Origin of the sequence: Stenotrophomonas sp. TWI169, assembly GCF_039674705.1 — a bacterium.
GTDB classification, from domain to species: domain Bacteria; phylum Pseudomonadota; class Gammaproteobacteria; order Xanthomonadales; family Xanthomonadaceae; genus Stenotrophomonas; species Stenotrophomonas maltophilia_P.
Window position 1 is genome coordinate 120,723 of the sequence record NZ_JBDJOB010000001.1, and the last position, 15,012, is coordinate 135,734.

Sequence of the window (15,012 nt, forward strand, 5' to 3'; positions counted from 1 at the left end):
AGCTGACAGCATGAGCGATTTCAATTCTGCCTACGCTGCGCTGTTTGCAGAACAGGGCCTGAGCCTGGGACTGATGACGCCGGTGGCGGCGCACGGGTTGGCCGATCCGCATGAGGCGCGGCGTATCGCCCGGTTGGCCGATGACCTCGGCTTTGCCGCGCTGTGGACGCGCGACGTGCCCTTGATGGTGCCGCAGGGACCGGAGGCGACCGCGAGCGCGCTGGATGATCCCTTCCTGTGGCTGGGCATGCTGGCCGCCGCGACAGAGCGCATCGTGGTTGGCAGTGCGGCCATCGTGCTGCCATTGCGCCAGCCGCTGCAGGTGGCGAAGTCGGCCTTGAGCCTGGACCGCATCAGCGGCGGGCGTTTCGTGCTGGGCCTGGGTTCGGGTGACCGCCCGGAGGAATTCGCCGCGTTCGGCGAGGATCTGGAGGGCAGGGCCGCGACGTTCCGTGAGCGCTGGTCGTTGCTGCGGGCGGCGCTGTCGCCGCAGGCACACGAGCGGGCCGCCGTGCTGCAGGTGACCGGAGGCTTCGACGTGCTGCCTGCGCCGGCCGCGCGCATTCCGATGCTGGTGGTGGGGACCGCCAGGCAGAGCCTGCAGTGGATCGCCCGGGAGTCTGAAGGATGGGCCACCTATCACCGCGAGGAGGCTGCCCAGGAGGGACGCATCGGTCTGTGGCAGCAGGCGTTGGCGCAACAGGGCGCGGCGGGCAGACCGTTCGTGCAGTCGATGCTGCTGGACCTGCAGGCGGACCCGCAGGCACCCGCCGAGCCGTTGCCGCTTGGCCTGAAGGTCGGCCGCGATGGCCTGCGTGACTATCTGCTGCGCGTGCATGCGCAGGGCGTGGCGCATGTGATGTTCAATCTGGTCGACAACGGCCGGCCGGTGGAGGCCGTGCTGCGCGAGATCGGGGAGCGGGTGTTGCCGCATATCCCCCGGTAGCTGTGCTGCGCCCGCCGGGCATGGCCCGGCGCTACCGATGTGGGCGGGTGTGACCCGACGGTGTCCTGAACGTTCGCATCTGCGTATCATTCGCATCTTCTGTCCCTGCAGGAGCCCGATGTGACCCCAGGCAATCCAATGCACCCCGTCGGACGGCTGTTCGCCGTGGTTGCCTTCATCGAGGCCATCACCTGGGCCGGCCTGCTGGTGGGCATGTGGCTGAAGTACGGCCCGCAGGCCAACGTCGCCCTGGTCAAGGTGTTCGGGCCGCTGCATGGCGTGGCGTTCCTGGTGTACGTGGCCGTGACCCTGTTCTCCGCAGTGCGCCTGCGCTGGCCATGGTGGGCCAGCGCGCTGGCCCTGCTTGCTGCTGTCCCGCCGCTGGTCACGCTGCCGCTGGAGTGGTGGTTCCGCCGTCGCGGCCTGCTGTCGCCGCGTGTGACGCGCTGACACGGCTGTTGCGGGTCCATTCAATTGAATGGGTATCAAATGCAAATACGAGCCGTTATCATTTAAGGGTGATGCCGCTGCGTGACGTGGCGGCATCGGGCGGAGCGTCGTGCTGGCGTTCTGCCGTCCTTCCCTGTCACGGCTGGTGTTCCATGCACGCACGTCCCGTCGTTCCCGGTTTGCCGGCCCTGGTGTTGGCGGCCCTGATCGGCACCATGGCCATGATGTCTTTCGTCGCCGTGATCGGCCCGGTGGTCCGGCTGCTGGGCCTGTCCGAATGGCACGCGGGCCTGTCGGTGACGGCCGCCGGCGTGCTGTGGATGCTGGCGGCTCGCCGCTGGGGCCAACTCAGCGACCGCATCGGTCGCAAGCGCGTGCTGCTGCTGGCGATGGGCGCGTACACCGGCGTCTACCTCGCGCTCGCCATGTTCATCGATGTGGCCCTGCAGGTCACGCCGCCGGTGGTTGTGTCGGTGCTGGTGCTGGTGGGCGCGCGCGGGCTGATCGGGCTGTTCTATGCCGCGGTGCCACCGACGGCCGCAGCCTTGATCGCCGACCAGGCGCCGGCCGGCCAGCGCACGCAGTTTCTCGCCCGTCTGGGCAGTGCCAATGCACTGGGGATGGTGCTGGGCCCAGCGGCAGCAGGCTGGCTGGCCTACACGCATCTTTCGCTGGCGCTGTATGTGGCCGCGCTGTTGCCGCTGCTGGCGCTGGCATTGCTGGCGTGGCGTCTGCCTTCGACGGCGCCGGCAGCGGCGGCATCGTCAGCACGACGGACGCCCCTGCGCCGTCTGGACCGGCGCCTTCGGCTGCCCCAACTGGCCGCGTTCCTAGGAATGGTGTCGGTGACCATCGCGCAGGTGACGGTCGGCTTCTTCGCGATCGATCGCCTCGGCCTGGCAGCGGCTGAAGGCGCGCGCATGGCCGGCATCGCACTGACCGCTGTGGGCGTCGGGCTGATCCTGGCGCAGGCACTGGTGATGAAGCTGGAGGTGCCACCGCGGCGCTGGATCGTGCTGGGTGCATTGATCGCCGGTATCGGCTTCGCCTCGGTAGCCGCCGTGCAGCAGTCCTGGCAGCTGCCGGCGGCCTATGCGCTGGCGGCATTCGGCATGGGCTTCGTGTTCCCGTCGTTCCAGGCGCTGGCCGCCGACGCGGTGCAGGCACACGAACAGGGTGCCGCCGCCGGAACGGTCGCTGCGGCACAGGGGCTGGGCATGGTGGTCGGGCCGATGCTCGGCACGCTGTTGTATCGGGGCGGGCCGAGCCTGCCGTATCTGCTGGTCGGTGTGCTGCTGCTGTTGCTGTGCGTGCTGGCGGCAGCGCACCGGATGAAGGAGGCGACATGAACGATTCGCTCAGGGACGATGCATGGCAGGAGACGGCGCCGTTGCCGTTGCCGGCTGCGGATGACCCCACGCTGTTCCTGCTGCAGCATGCAGGGCAGCATGTGCATGCGCGTGGCTGTCGTGCGGCGCTTGCGTCCGGTCCGCTGGTGACGCTGGCCGGGCGCGTGGCTGCGTTCTTCGCGCAGCAGCGGGGCGGCCCGGGCCTGCTGGTCGGAGCGATTCCGTTCGAACCACGTGCTGACGATGCGCTGTACCAGCCCGAACGCGTGCTGCCTGCGTTGCCGGTGCAGCCGCAGGCTGCGCCTGCGCTGGAGGGTGTCGTGCAGGCCGAACCTTCGGCGGACGACTACGCCGCAGCGGTGGATAGGGCAGTGCAGGCCCTGCGTGATCCCCGACAGGACCTGCACAAGGTGGTACTGGCGCGCAGCCTGTTGGCACACACACGCCACGCCCTGACGCCCGATGTGCTGCTGGCGAGACTGGGAGCCGATCCGTCGGTGGCGACCTACGCGGTGCCACTGCCGGTGGAGCTGGGCCAGGCCCCGGCATGGCTGGTCGGGGCGACGCCCGAGCTGCTGCTGCGCAAGCGCGGCGCGCAGGTGCTGTCGCACCCGCTGGCCGGCTCAGCCCGGCGCAGTGCGGATCCGGTGCAGGACGAGCGTGCCGCGCAGACCCTGCTGGCGTCGGCCAAGGATCACGACGAGCACCGTCATGTGGTCGAGGCCATCGTTGATGGCCTCTCTCCCTATTGCAGCCATATCGATGCGCAGGCGCGGCCGGTGCTGCATGCCACGGCCACCATGTGGCACCTGGGAACCCGCATCCATGCCACGTTGAAGGATCCACGGGTGCCGGCCGCCGCCCTGCTGGCGCAGCTGCATCCCACGCCCGCCGTATGCGGCACGCCGCAGCAGGCGGCGCTGCAGCGCATCCGCGAACTGGAGCCGGTTCCACGCGGCTTCTACGCCGGTGCCGTGGGGTGGCTGGACGCGCAGGGCGACGGCGACTGGTACGTCGCCATCCGCTGCGCACGACTGCAGGGCACGCAGCTGCGCCTGTATGCGGGCGCCGGCATCGTCGCCGGGTCGCAGCCGCAGGCCGAAGTGGCCGAAACCGCAGCGAAGTTTGCTGCCCTGTTGAACGCGTTGGGCGTCAGTGAGCCCGCGCCCCCGACCGAGCCCCTCGCATGAGCCGATTTCCTTCCCGCCTGCCATTGCGGCAGGTATGGCCCGAAGACCGGGTCGCCCACTATCGCCGGATGGGGCATTGGCGCGGGGAGACCTTCCCGGCCTTCCTGCGCGAGCGCGCCGAACGCTACGCCGATGACATCGCGGTGGTGGCAGGTGATGTCCGACTGAGCTATGCGCAGCTGTGGCACGAGGCCGGGCGCATCGGCAGCGGCCTGCTGGCGCTGGGCCTGCAGCCCGGTGAACGGGTGCTGGTGCAGCTGGGCAACAGCGCCGGCTTCATCGCCACCGTCTGCGGCCTGTTCCGCGCCGGCCTGGTACCGGTGTACGCGTTGCCCGCGCACCGCATCACCGAGCTGGTGCACTTCGCCACGAAGGCCGAGGCCAGTGCCTTTGTCACCGCCGATGTGCACGAGGGTTTCGATCATCGCGGGCTGGCACGGGCACTGCAGGCGGAGGTGCCGGCCCTGCGCCACGTGGTGATCGACGGCGATGCGGAGGAGTTCGTCGGGCTGGCGAACCTGCAGGGCGACCGCAGCCAGCTGCCGGCCGACCCGGATCCGCAGTCGGTGGCGTTCCTGCAGCTGTCAGGTGGCAGCACCGGCCTGTCCAAGCTGATTCCGCGCACGCACGACGACTACATCTATTCGTTCCGTGCCAGCAACGCGATCTGCGGGATCGACCGCGACAGCGTGTATCTGGTCGCATTGCCGGCCGCGCATAATTTTCCGATGAGCTCGCCGGGCTTCTTCGGTGCGCTGTATGCCGGTGCCCGCGTGGTGCTCAGTCCGGGGCCGGGCCCGGATGTCGCGTTCCCGCTGATTGCACGCGAGAAGGTGACCTGCTGTGGGCTGGTGCCGCCGCTGGCCCTGCTGTGGGCGCAGGCAGCGGCATCGACGAAGCACGATCTGTCCAGCCTGCGGGTGCTGCAGGTGGGCGGCGCAAAACTGGTGCCGGAGGCCGCGCGGCGCGTCATCGATGGCCTGGGCTGCACGCTGCAGCAGGTGTTCGGCATGGCCGAAGGCCTGGTGAACTACACCCGCCTCGACGATCCCGAGGAACTGGTGGTGGCCTGCCAGGGACGTCCGATCAGCCCTGACGACGAAGTCCGTGTGGTCGACGACCACGATCAGCCGGTTGCCGAGGGCGAGATCGGACATCTGTTGACCCGCGGCCCGTACACCATCCGTGGGTACCACAACGATGCCGCAGCCAACGCGCGCTCGTTCACCGACGACGGCTTCTACCGCACCGGCGACCGCGTGCAGCAGCTGCCCGGGGGATATCTGGTGGTGCAGGGGCGTGCCGGGGACCACATCAACCGTGCCGGCGAGAAGATCTCCGCCGAGGAGATCGAAGACCATCTGCTGGCCCATCCGGGTGTGTTCGATGCGGCGGTGGTGTCCATTCCCGATGAATACCTGGGTGAGCGCAGCTGCGCCTTCGTCATCCGCCAGGGCGAGCCGATCACGGCGCCGGCACTGAAGGCCTGGATGCGCGGGCGCGGGCTGGCGTCGTTCAAGGTGCCGGACCAGGTGGTGTTCGTGGACAGCTTCGATACAACGGCGGTCGGCAAGATCAGCCGCCGCGAACTGCGTGCGCAGCTGCGTGCGCGTCATCTGCAACAGACAGGAGGAACGCGCTGATGGCGCTGCCCCGCATTGCTTCATATTCCCTGCCGACCGCCAGCGAGTTACCACAGCCGCGCGGCCCCTGGCACCCGCAGCGCGAGCGGATCGCGTTGCTGGTGCACGACATGCAACGCTACTTCCTGGCAGCGTTCGACGCGGACAGCGAGCCGCTGCGCCCCGCCGTGGACAACGTCGCGCGCCTGCTGGCGCATTGCCGGGCGCAGGGAATTCCCGTGTTCTATACCGCCCAGCATGGCGATCAGGACCGGCGCGACCGCGGCCTGCAGGCCGACCTGTGGGGACCCGGCATGCGCCGGAGTGAGGAACATGAGCCGATCATCACCGCGCTGGCCCCGCAGCCGGGCGAGCACGTACTGGTCAAGCATCGCTACAGCGCGTTCCAGCGCAGCAACCTGGAGACGCTGATGCGCGCGCGCGGGCGCGACCAGCTGCTGGTGACCGGTGTGTATGCGCATATCGGCTGCACCGCGACCGTGGTCGAAGCCTTCCAGCGTGATATCGAGGCATTCATCGCCGCGGATGCGGTCGCCGACTTCTCGCGCGCCGATCATGAGCAGGCGCTGCACTGGATCGCACGGACCTGTGGCGTACCGATGACCACCGGCCAGCTGCTGGAGACACTGTGATGGATAGGACGGGCGATGTGCTTGACCTGGAACGGATGCGCGCGGACGTGGCGCGCGTGCTCGAATGCGAGCCGGCCGACATCGGCGATGACGACAACCTGATCGATCTCGACCTGGATTCGATGCGCATGCTCGGCCTCGTTCTTGCGTGGAGCAACACTGGCCTTCCGCTGGAGTTCTCGCAGCTGGCCGAGCACACCACGCTGCGCCAGTGGTGGCAGGTGGTGCAACGGCTGCAGGCCGCACAAGGCGCATGAACGGTGCAGCGCCAGCCTCACCGGTGGCATTGACCGAGGCCCAGGCGGGGCTGTGGTATGCCCAGCGCCTGGCTCCCGACAACCCTGCATTCAACACGGCCCATGCCGTATGGATCGACGGCGCGCTGGACGTGGCGGCGTTCACGGCCGCCGCCAACCAGGCGGCGGCAGAGGCGCAGGCGCTCGCACTGCGCTTCACGGAAGGCAGCGATGGCCAGCCGCTGCAATGGCATGAGCCGGCGCATGTACCGCTGCTGGCAGTCCATGATCTTTCCAGCGCTGCCGATCCGGTGGCCGACGCCAACGCCGCGATGCGGGCCGACCGGCTGAGCCCGGTCGATCCCACCCGCGACCGGATCAGCCAGCAGGTGCTCTACGCACTGGGAGGCCAGCGCTGGGTCTGGTACCTGCGCGTTCACCATCTCGCCGCTGATGGCTATGGCATGGCACTGTTCAGCGATCGTGTCTGCGCGCTGTACGCCGGGCGCGGCGGCGATGCGCTGCCGCCCCTGGCCGGTGTACTGGCCGACGATGCGGCATACCGCATCGATCCGCGTCGCGAGATGGCCGGCGCCTGGTGGCGCGACCACCTGCGGGACGCGCCGGCCGCCGCTGGTCTGGCCGGCATCGCCGCCGCCAGTGATGACGCGCTGCGCTGGGTGCAGCCGCTGGATGCCGCCTTCCGTGAAGAGCTGCTGCAGGCATCGGTGCGCTGGCTGCAGCCGTGGCCGGATGTGCTGGCCGCACTTGCGGCAGAGTACCTGCGGCGGATGAGTGCGGCCGAGGAAGTGGTGCTGGGGGTGCCCTACATGGGGCGCCTGGGAAACGCGTCGGCGCGCGTGCCCGCGATGGTGATGAACGTGCTGCCGCTGCGCGTGGCCGCTGCCGAGGGCAGTGTCGAAAGCTACACCCGTGGCATCGGCCGGCAGTTGAGCCAGAGCCGCAGGCATGGCCGGTATCGCGGCGAACAGCTGCGGCGCGATCTGGGACTGGTCGGTGCGCAGCAGCGCCTGCATGGCCCGCTGGTGAACATACAGCCGTTCTACAGGCCGCTGGCGCTGCCCGGCGTGCAGGCCACGCTGCAGGTGCTGTGCACCGGGCCGGTGGAGGATCTGGTGCTGGGCTTCCGCGGTGATGGCCAGGCGCTGCTGGATCTGGAGATCGAGGCGAACCCCGCCCTGTACAGCGACGCCGACGTGCAGGCGCATGCGCAACGGCTGCTGCATTTCGTGTCGGCGGCGCTGGATGCCGACGACATTGCCAGCGTGCCACTGGCCACCGCGGCAGAGGTCACGCAGGTGGTTCACCGCTTCAACGCGACCACCCATCCATTGCCTGAAACCACACTGGTGGAACTGTTGCAGCAGGGCATGGATCGCGACCCTCAGGCAACGGCGCTGGTCTGCGGCGACGCAACGCTTGAGCATGCCGCGCTGGAGGCACGCAGCTTCGCACTGGCGGCACAGCTGCGCGCGTTGGGGGTGGGGCCGGGCAGTGTGGTGGCGGTCGCGCTGCCGCGTTCGATGGAGCTGGTCATCGCCCTGGTGGCCGTGCTGCGTGCCGGCGCCGCCTATCTTCCGCTGGATCCTGCACATCCCGACGAGCGCCTGGCGCGCATCCTGCGCTCGGCGCGTCCGGCCTGCGTGCTGGCCGACAGCACGATGGCGCACCGGGCCGCAGGCGTGCCGGTGCTGCCACCCGATCAATGGATGGCACAGGGGGCTGCCGCGCCCTGGCCGGACCCGGCGCCGGATGATGCGGCCTATGTGATCTACACCTCCGGCTCGACCGGCGAACCCAAGGGCGTGGTCATCGAGCATCGCGCCATCGTCAACCGCCTGCTGTGGATGCGCGAGCACTACGGCTTCGGCGCAGACGACCGCGTGCTGCAGAAGACGCCCGCCACGTTCGACGTGTCGGTCTGGGAGTTCTTCCTGCCGCTGCTGTGCGGCGCCACGCTGGTTCTCGCGGGTCCGGATGCGCATCGTGATCCCACCGAGCTGGGCCGGTTGATCCGCGCGCAGGGCATCACCACCGCCCACTTCGTCCCGTCGATGCTGGACGCCTTCCTCGCGGCGCCGGCCTCGCAGGGCCTGCAGCTGCGCCGGGTGTTCACCAGCGGCGAAGCGCTCGACGCCTCGCTCCGCGACCGCTTCCATGCCCGCATCGACGCGCAGCTGCACAACCTGTACGGGCCTACCGAAGCCGCGGTGGATGTCAGTTACTGGCCAGCCCCGGCAGGCGATCGCTCACGCCCGGTGCCGATCGGCTTCCCGGTCTGGAACACCCGCCTGTATGTGCTCGATGCACGCATGCAGCCTTTGCCGGTGGGCGTGGCGGGCGAGCTCTACCTCGGCGGCGTGCAGCTGGCACGAGGCTACCTGGGCCGCGACGATCTCACCGCCGGACGTTTCCTGGGCGATCCCTTCCTCGCGGGCGAGCGCATCTACCGCACCGGGGACGTTGCACGTTGGCGCAGCGACGGAGCGGTCGAGTATCTGGGCCGCAGCGACCATCAGGTGAAGCTGCGCGGTCTGCGCATCGAGCTGGGGGAGATCGAGGCGGCGCTGCGGGAACTGCCCGGCATGGAGCGCGTGGACGTGCTGCTGCGCCACGACCTTCCCGGTGAGCCGCGGCTGGTCGCCTACGTGCCAGCGGCAATGGCCGACGCCGCTGCCGTGCGCGCGCACCTGGCGGCGCGCGTGCCGGACTACATGGTGCCGTCGGCGTTTGTCGGGGTCGATCACTGGCCGGTGACCACCAACGGAAAGCTGGATCGCAGCGCGCTTCCGAAACCTCCGCAGGTCGGGATGACCGGTGTCGCACCGCGCACGCCACTGGAACATGCGCTGGCCGCCTTGTTCGCACAGGCACTGGGCCTTGAGCAGGCCGTTGCGGTGGATGCGGACTTCTTCAGCCTTGGGGGCGACTCGCTTTCGGCCGTGCACCTGCTGCTGGCCATCGAGCAGCGCTGGCGCTGCGAGCTGGGCCTCGGCGTTCTGTTCGCGGAGCCGACGGTGGCGGCGCTGGCCCGGCGTATCGCCGAACCCCCGATGCTGGCCGATCATGCCTTGGGCCCGGTCATCGCGTTGGCCACGACCGATGGGACTGAACCCCCGCCGCTGTTCGTGCTGCACCCGGCAGGCGGCATCGCCTGGAATTACCGCGCGCTGGCGCGTGCGCTGCAACCGGCGCGGGCCGTGTACGGGCTGCAGTCGCCGGCGCTGGACGCCGCGCAGCCGCTGCCGGCCAGCATCGAGGCGATGGCCAACGAGTACGTGCAGCGTGTAGTGACCTTGCAGCCGCGCGGGCCGGTGCACCTGCTTGGCTGGTCGGTGGGGGGGATCATCGCCCAGGCGATGGCCGTGCGCCTGCACGAGATCGGTCGCGAGGTCGGCGAGCTGGTGCTGCTCGACGCCTATCCCAGTGAATGCTGGCGGGCCGAGCCGGAGCCGGATCCGATCGCTGCGCTGCGGGCGTTGCTGGCCATCGCCGGCCACGATCCGGACGCACACCCGGAACTGGACAGCCGCGAGCGCATCCTGGCCTTCCTGCGTCGAGGTGGCAGTGCGCTGGGCAGCCTGCCCGACGTAGTGCTGGACGGCGTGGTGCGCGCGGTCACCGGAACCAACCGCCTGATCCGCGAGCACCACCACCGGCCATTCGACGGCACCCTGGTGCATGTGCGCGCAGGGCGAGACCACCAGGCACGACCGCAGCTGCAGTCGGCGCTGTGGAAGGCGCACGCGCGCACGGTGCAGGCGCTGGAACTGCCGTTCCTGCATGCCGAACTGACCGGCCGTGATGCGGTGGCGCAACTCGCGCCATGGCTGTCGGCGCGACTGCGGCATCGGGATGAACAACAGGAGATCGCAACATGCAGTTGACCGGTTTTGAGGGTCGCGTGGCGCTGGTGACCGGCGCAGCCGGGGGGATCGGCACCGCGCTGGTGAAGCTGCTGGTCGCCGCCGGCTGCCAGGTGGTGGCCACCGACCGCGAGTCGCCCGCGATCGTGGGCGAGCGCGTCCATGCCTGTGCGCTGGATGTCAGCGACAGCGCAGCGGTCGATGCGCTCATCGACCAGGTAGAGGCGAAGATCGGACCGATCGCCCTGGCGGCCAGTGTGGCCGGCGTGCTGCAGGTCGGCGCGGTGACGGATACCTGTGATGCCGATTGGCGCCGTGTTTTCTCGGTCAACGCTGACGGTGTGTTCCATCTCGGCCGCGCACTGGCGCGGGTGATGTCACCGCGCAGACAGGGCGCCATCGTCACCGTCAGCTCGAACGCCGCAGGCGTGCCGCGTCACGGCATGGCGGCCTACGCTGCCTCGAAGGCGGCAGCGACCATGTTCACCCGTTGCCTGGGCCTGGAGCTGGCGCCACTGGGCATCCGCTGCAACATCGTCGCACCCGGTTCGACGCTGACCGCCATGCAGACCGGCATGTGGGAAGACGCGTACGGTGCCGAGCGGGTGATTGCCGGCAACCTCGACACCTACAAGGCCGGCATTCCCCTGCGCAAGCTGGCTACGCCGGAGGACGTTGCCCAGTCGGTGATGTTCCTGCTGTCCGAGCAGGCCGGGCATGTGGCGATGAGTGACCTGTACGTCGACGGCGGCGCCACGCTGCGCGGCTGACCCCCTGATGCAGGGCCGGGCCTCAACCGGGGTTGCGGGGCTTGCGCGCGCGCTTCGGTTTCGCCGCATCACCGCCGCTGGCCGCACCGTCCTGCAGCGCCTGCAACCACGACAGGGTATCGACGTAATCGATGAAGTGGCGCAGATAGCCGGGGCTGGCGGCCTGCATCGAATCGAGCATGCGCTGCACCAGTACCGCGGAGTTCAGCGGGCCGCCGTCGGCGGGGGCCTCGGTGCGCAGCGAACGGCGCACCTGCAGTTCACTGCGCAGCTCCGACCACTCGTGCTGCACCTGCTGCAGCATCGGCACCTGCGGGTAGTCCGCCAGCGAGCGCGACCCCGCATCGAGATCGCGCACCAGTGCACGCAGCCCCTCCAGCGCTGGCAGCTTACCTGCCATCCGGTGCCCTGGGCCTGGGAATCGGCGCGATCTCCACGCGGCGGTTGCGCGCGCGGCCATCCTCGCTGGCATTGGAGCTGACCGGCTGCTCGCTGCCGAAGGCGGCGGCGAATACCGCATCGGCCGGTACGCCATCGGCGATCAGGGTACGGGTCACCGTCAGCGAACGCTGCGCGGACAGTTCCCAGTTGTCGGCGAAACGACGGTTGCCTTCGCGCACCGGCGCATCATCGGTGAAGCCGCTGACCATCAGGATCTCTTCGCGGCTGCCCAGGTAGGCAGCCAGCGGTGCGGCCAGGCTGCGCAGCAGCTCCTGGCCCTCCGGCTGCAGCTGGTCTGAATTGAGGGCGAACAGCACATTGCCGCTGATGCCGATGCGGCCATCGACCAGCGTCACCCGGCCCGCCGCCAGCGGGCCGGCCAGTGCCTGCTCCAGCGTCTGCAGGCGCTTGGCTTCGGCCTGGCGCTGCCTGACCTCATCCTCCAGCCGCTGCGAGAGTTCCAGCTGGACCGCTACCACGCCGACCAGGATCAGCACGAACGCGCCGAGCAGTACCGACATCAGGTCGCCGAATGCCGCCCAGATCGGCGCGTGCGAACCGCCGTCGACCTCCAGCTCGTCGCTCATGCGGTGCCGGCCTTGCCGCGGCGCGCGGCCAACTGATGCAGCTCCTCTATCACCTGTTTCTGCGACAGCAGGCTCAGGTCGACCACCTCGCGCGCCTGCGCCACGTAATAGGCCAGCTGCTCGTCGCTGCGGGCCAGCGAGGCATCCAGCGCGCCACCGATCTGTTCCAGCCGGCCCGACAGCTCGGCCGATGCGGCGCCGAACTGGGCCACGGCGTCGCCGAAGGCGCCGGCAAGGTGGCCGACTTCAGTGGCGCTGCCATCGAGCAGTGCAGCGATGCCGTCGAGCTTGCCGGTTTCGGCCGCGATGTGGTCGGTGAAGCGGTTGCCGACGCGCTCCAGCAGTTCCGCCGAGCCGCCCACCAGTGCATCGACCGCGCTGCGTTGTTCATGCGAGGCATGGTTGATCGCATCCAGCAGGGTCTGCACCGTCGCCAGCAGGCGGCCGCGCTCCTCCAGCATCGCGTTGTCGCGCACCAGACTCTCGGAGAGCGTGCTGCGCAGCTCGTTGATGACGTCGGCAGCGGCCTTCGGTGCGGCGGCAGCCGTCTGCAGCAGGGTCGAGACTTCCGCGAGCGTTGCGCTGGCCTGGGCACGGCCGTTCTCGCCGATCTGCTGCGCGGTCTCCGCCAGCGTGTCGCAGATCTGCTGCTGCTGCGCAGCCAGGCGTTCTCCATTGGCGTGCAGGCGTTCGGCCAGATCGTTCGACAGGGTGTGCAGCGCGTCGCTCCAGCGTTGCAGGCGCTGTTCGTCACCGGCCTGCAGTTGTGCCTGCAGCGCGGCGTGGGCCTGTTGCAGATGGGTGCTGGCGGCCTCCCAGCGCGCCTGGCGCTGCTGCTCGTGGTCCTGCAGCAGCGACTGGCTGGCTGCATGACGTTCTTCAAGCGCGTGAAGCAGCGACTGGGCCCGTTCGTCCAGATGCTGGCTGACCGCCTCCAGTGCCTGCTGCTGGCGCTCGACCAGCGTGGTGTTGAGCGCATGCTGCTGGTCGGCCGCAGTGCGCCACGCGTCGGTCTGGCGGTCTGCATCCGCCTGCAGCCGTTCGCCGATGCGTGCCACCACTGCTTCGCCGTGTGCACCCTGGGCAGCGCTGAAGGCCTGCAGATGCTGGCGAAGGTCGGTCACCAGCGCCTGCTGTGCCTGGGCCTGTTCGGCCATCACCCGCGTCCAGCTGGCTTCGGTCGATACGCGGCTGCGCTCGAAGCCGTCCGCCAGCCCGGCCAGCTGCTGCTGCACCGCCTGTTCGACGCGCGCATGCAGGGCCTGGCCGTGGCTGGCCAGGCCTGCCAGCGTGGTTTCCGCCATCGGCTGCAGGGCACCGCCGATGGCCGCTGCGCTGGCTTCGGCGCCTTCGCGCAGCGATTGCTGGAGGGAGGCCGCCAGGCGCTCCTGCAGCGCCTGGCTCTGGCTGAGGAACTCGGCCTGGCCGGCCAGCAGCCGTTCGTTGGCCGCCAGGCTGTGCTGCTCGAAGGCACCGGTCATCGCCTGCAGGCGGTCGACCAGGGCCGGCAGCGCTGCGGACTGCGCCTGCAGCAGTCGCAGGGATTCGGCGCGTTGCCACGCCTGCGAATACGGGTGCAGCGGGCCGGAGATGGCACGGTCGAGCTGCTGCACGGCCTGCAGGCGATCCCGGCGCAACAGCGCCGAAAGCAGCCCCAGCATGGCCGAACTGGCGACACCGGCAATCGACGTACCGAAGGCGACGGCCAGGCCCTGTACCGGGGATGCCAGCGAGCCGCGGATGGCGGCCATGTCGGTGGCGCTCTGCAGGGCGAGGCCGGTGCCGCGCAGGGTGTCCATCATGCCCAGCAGGGTGCCGAGCATGCCCAGCAGCACCAGCAGGCCGACCAGGTACGGTGTCAGGACCGGGCCGGGCAGGGCGGTGCGCTCACCTTCCACGCGCAGGCGCACGGCATTGCGCAGGCTTGCCGGCACGCGCTCCAGCCAGGGTGCCAGGCGCTCCTCGGCGGCGGACAGATCGCCCAGGGCATCGCGCAGGCCCGCGCTGGCCTGGCGATAGCGGTACAGCTCCACACCACCGGCGATGTAGCAGGCGGCAATGACCGCCGCGACCGCTGCACCCAACGGGTGCACCGAAACGTAGCCGATGCCGATCCAGCACACGGCCAGCAGGCCGACAAGGAAGACAACGACAGGGAAAGCAGTTCTGGACATGGTGTTCCGGGTCAGTGGGAGCGCAGGGCTGCCAGCAGCCCCTCGATCGGGTGGAAGCGCAGCTGCAGCTCGGCAAGCAGCAGCGAGCGCATGTCATGGCGGAATGCGGTGCGCCAGCCAGGCTGGCCATGCACGCGGTCGAAGCGGGTGCCCAGCACTGCCGGGGCGATGGCCAGCAGGCTGTGCTCGCGCGGGCTGAGGGTCTGCTCCATCACGGCGTCGATCTCGGCCAGCCGCGCCAAATCGGGCGAGGCCCGCAGCAACTGGTCACGGAGGCGTCCGCGCAGGCGCCCGGTCGCGGTCTGGATGGCCTGCTGCAGTACCCGGTAGCGCTGCCGCAACGAGGCAAAGGTGGGTGTGGCGGCCGCCTCGGCCAGATCGAGCAGGCGCTCGGCTTCGGCATCGTCACGAATCGACGCCAGCAGGCTGGCATGGGCCTGCTCGCAGTCGGCCAGCAGGTCGTCCATCGCCTCGCCCGCGTCCGCCGCTGCAGGCACGCGTCCGCCCAGTGCCGTCGACAGCGCGACAGCACGGCTCCAGTCCACCCACTGACCGAGGCGATCGGTCAGGACGGGACTGGTGGCCGGCATCGCGCCGTCGCTGAGACGGGCGAGCAGGCGAAGGAAATCCGGTCCACCCAGGACCGTCTGCGCTGCGTTCGCCATCAAGGGGTGAGGGGCCAAAAACCGTTGATTTTACAGCCAGAT

The 15,012-nt window shown here is 69.6% G+C and carries 13 protein-coding genes; 9 read left to right on the plus strand and 4 right to left on the minus strand.

Going from position 1 to position 15,012, the window contains the following annotated elements; translation table 11 throughout:
* The first annotated feature begins 10 nt into the window (after window positions 1-10).
* The 9 genes from ABE543_RS00465 to ABE543_RS00505 all read left to right on the plus strand — a co-directional run bounded on the left by ABE543_RS00465 (window position 11) and on the right by ABE543_RS00505 (window position 11,103).
* Window positions 11-946, plus strand: a complete 936-nt coding sequence (locus ABE543_RS00465) for a TIGR03571 family LLM class oxidoreductase (RefSeq protein ID WP_164152566.1) — start codon at window positions 11-13, stop codon at window positions 944-946.
* A 138-nt stretch (window positions 947-1,084) separates the two neighbouring features.
* Entirely contained in the window at window positions 1,085-1,396 is a 312-nt protein-coding gene (locus ABE543_RS00470) for a DUF3817 domain-containing protein (RefSeq protein WP_164152567.1), read from the plus strand.
* A 152-nt stretch (window positions 1,397-1,548) separates the two neighbouring features.
* Complete coding sequence (locus tag ABE543_RS00475; RefSeq protein ID WP_065182925.1) at window positions 1,549-2,745, plus strand: MFS transporter; 1,197 nt, start codon at window positions 1,549-1,551, stop codon at window positions 2,743-2,745.
* On the plus strand, window positions 2,742-3,935 hold the full coding sequence (locus tag ABE543_RS00480) for an isochorismate synthase (RefSeq protein WP_128987973.1): 1,194 nt from the start codon (window positions 2,742-2,744) through the stop codon (window positions 3,933-3,935). Before ABE543_RS00475 ends, ABE543_RS00480 begins: the two co-directional genes overlap by 4 nt.
* Complete coding sequence (locus tag ABE543_RS00485; RefSeq protein ID WP_262218264.1) at window positions 3,932-5,578, plus strand: AMP-binding protein; 1,647 nt, start codon at window positions 3,932-3,934, stop codon at window positions 5,576-5,578. The genes ABE543_RS00480 and ABE543_RS00485 overlap by 4 nt, the downstream gene beginning before the upstream one ends.
* On the plus strand, window positions 5,578-6,210 hold the full coding sequence (locus ABE543_RS00490; RefSeq protein ID WP_053517796.1) for an isochorismatase family protein: 633 nt from the start codon (window positions 5,578-5,580) through the stop codon (window positions 6,208-6,210). Before ABE543_RS00485 ends, ABE543_RS00490 begins: the two co-directional genes overlap by 1 nt.
* Window positions 6,210-6,467 (plus strand): phosphopantetheine-binding protein, encoded by a 258-nt coding sequence (locus tag ABE543_RS00495; protein WP_053517795.1) that lies wholly within the window; start codon window positions 6,210-6,212, stop codon window positions 6,465-6,467. The genes ABE543_RS00490 and ABE543_RS00495 overlap by 1 nt, the downstream gene beginning before the upstream one ends.
* Window positions 6,464-10,354: an amino acid adenylation domain-containing protein gene (locus tag ABE543_RS00500; RefSeq protein WP_346475108.1), complete on the plus strand. Its 3,891-nt coding sequence runs from the start codon at window positions 6,464-6,466 to the stop codon at window positions 10,352-10,354. The genes ABE543_RS00495 and ABE543_RS00500 overlap by 4 nt, the downstream gene beginning before the upstream one ends.
* Window positions 10,345-11,103 (plus strand): 2,3-dihydro-2,3-dihydroxybenzoate dehydrogenase, encoded by a 759-nt coding sequence (locus tag ABE543_RS00505; RefSeq protein ID WP_128987976.1) that lies wholly within the window; start codon window positions 10,345-10,347, stop codon window positions 11,101-11,103. Before ABE543_RS00500 ends, ABE543_RS00505 begins: the two co-directional genes overlap by 10 nt.
* A gap of 22 nt (window positions 11,104-11,125) precedes the next feature.
* Here ABE543_RS00505 and ABE543_RS00510 read toward each other — a convergent pair whose 3' ends face one another.
* Genes ABE543_RS00510 through ABE543_RS00525 form a run of 4 tightly spaced genes read right to left on the minus strand, consistent with a single transcriptional unit; the run spans window position 11,126 to window position 14,970 of the window.
* On the minus strand, window positions 11,126-11,503 hold the full coding sequence (locus ABE543_RS00510) for a DUF2894 domain-containing protein (protein WP_263174524.1): 378 nt from the start codon (window positions 11,501-11,503) through the stop codon (window positions 11,126-11,128).
* Entirely contained in the window at window positions 11,493-12,131 is a 639-nt protein-coding gene (locus tag ABE543_RS00515) for an OmpA family protein (RefSeq protein WP_263174521.1), read from the minus strand. Before ABE543_RS00515 ends, ABE543_RS00510 begins: the two co-directional genes overlap by 11 nt.
* The gene (locus ABE543_RS00520; RefSeq protein WP_346475109.1) at window positions 12,128-14,305 is read right to left on the minus strand and encodes a DUF802 domain-containing protein; all 2,178 of its coding nucleotides are present in this window, start codon (window positions 14,303-14,305) and stop codon (window positions 12,128-12,130) included. The genes ABE543_RS00515 and ABE543_RS00520 overlap by 4 nt, the downstream gene beginning before the upstream one ends.
* Before the next feature lie 11 nt (window positions 14,306-14,316).
* Window positions 14,317-14,970 (minus strand): DUF3348 family protein, encoded by a 654-nt coding sequence (locus ABE543_RS00525; protein ID WP_065175212.1) that lies wholly within the window; start codon window positions 14,968-14,970, stop codon window positions 14,317-14,319.
* Window positions 14,971-15,012: the final 42 nt, after the last annotated feature.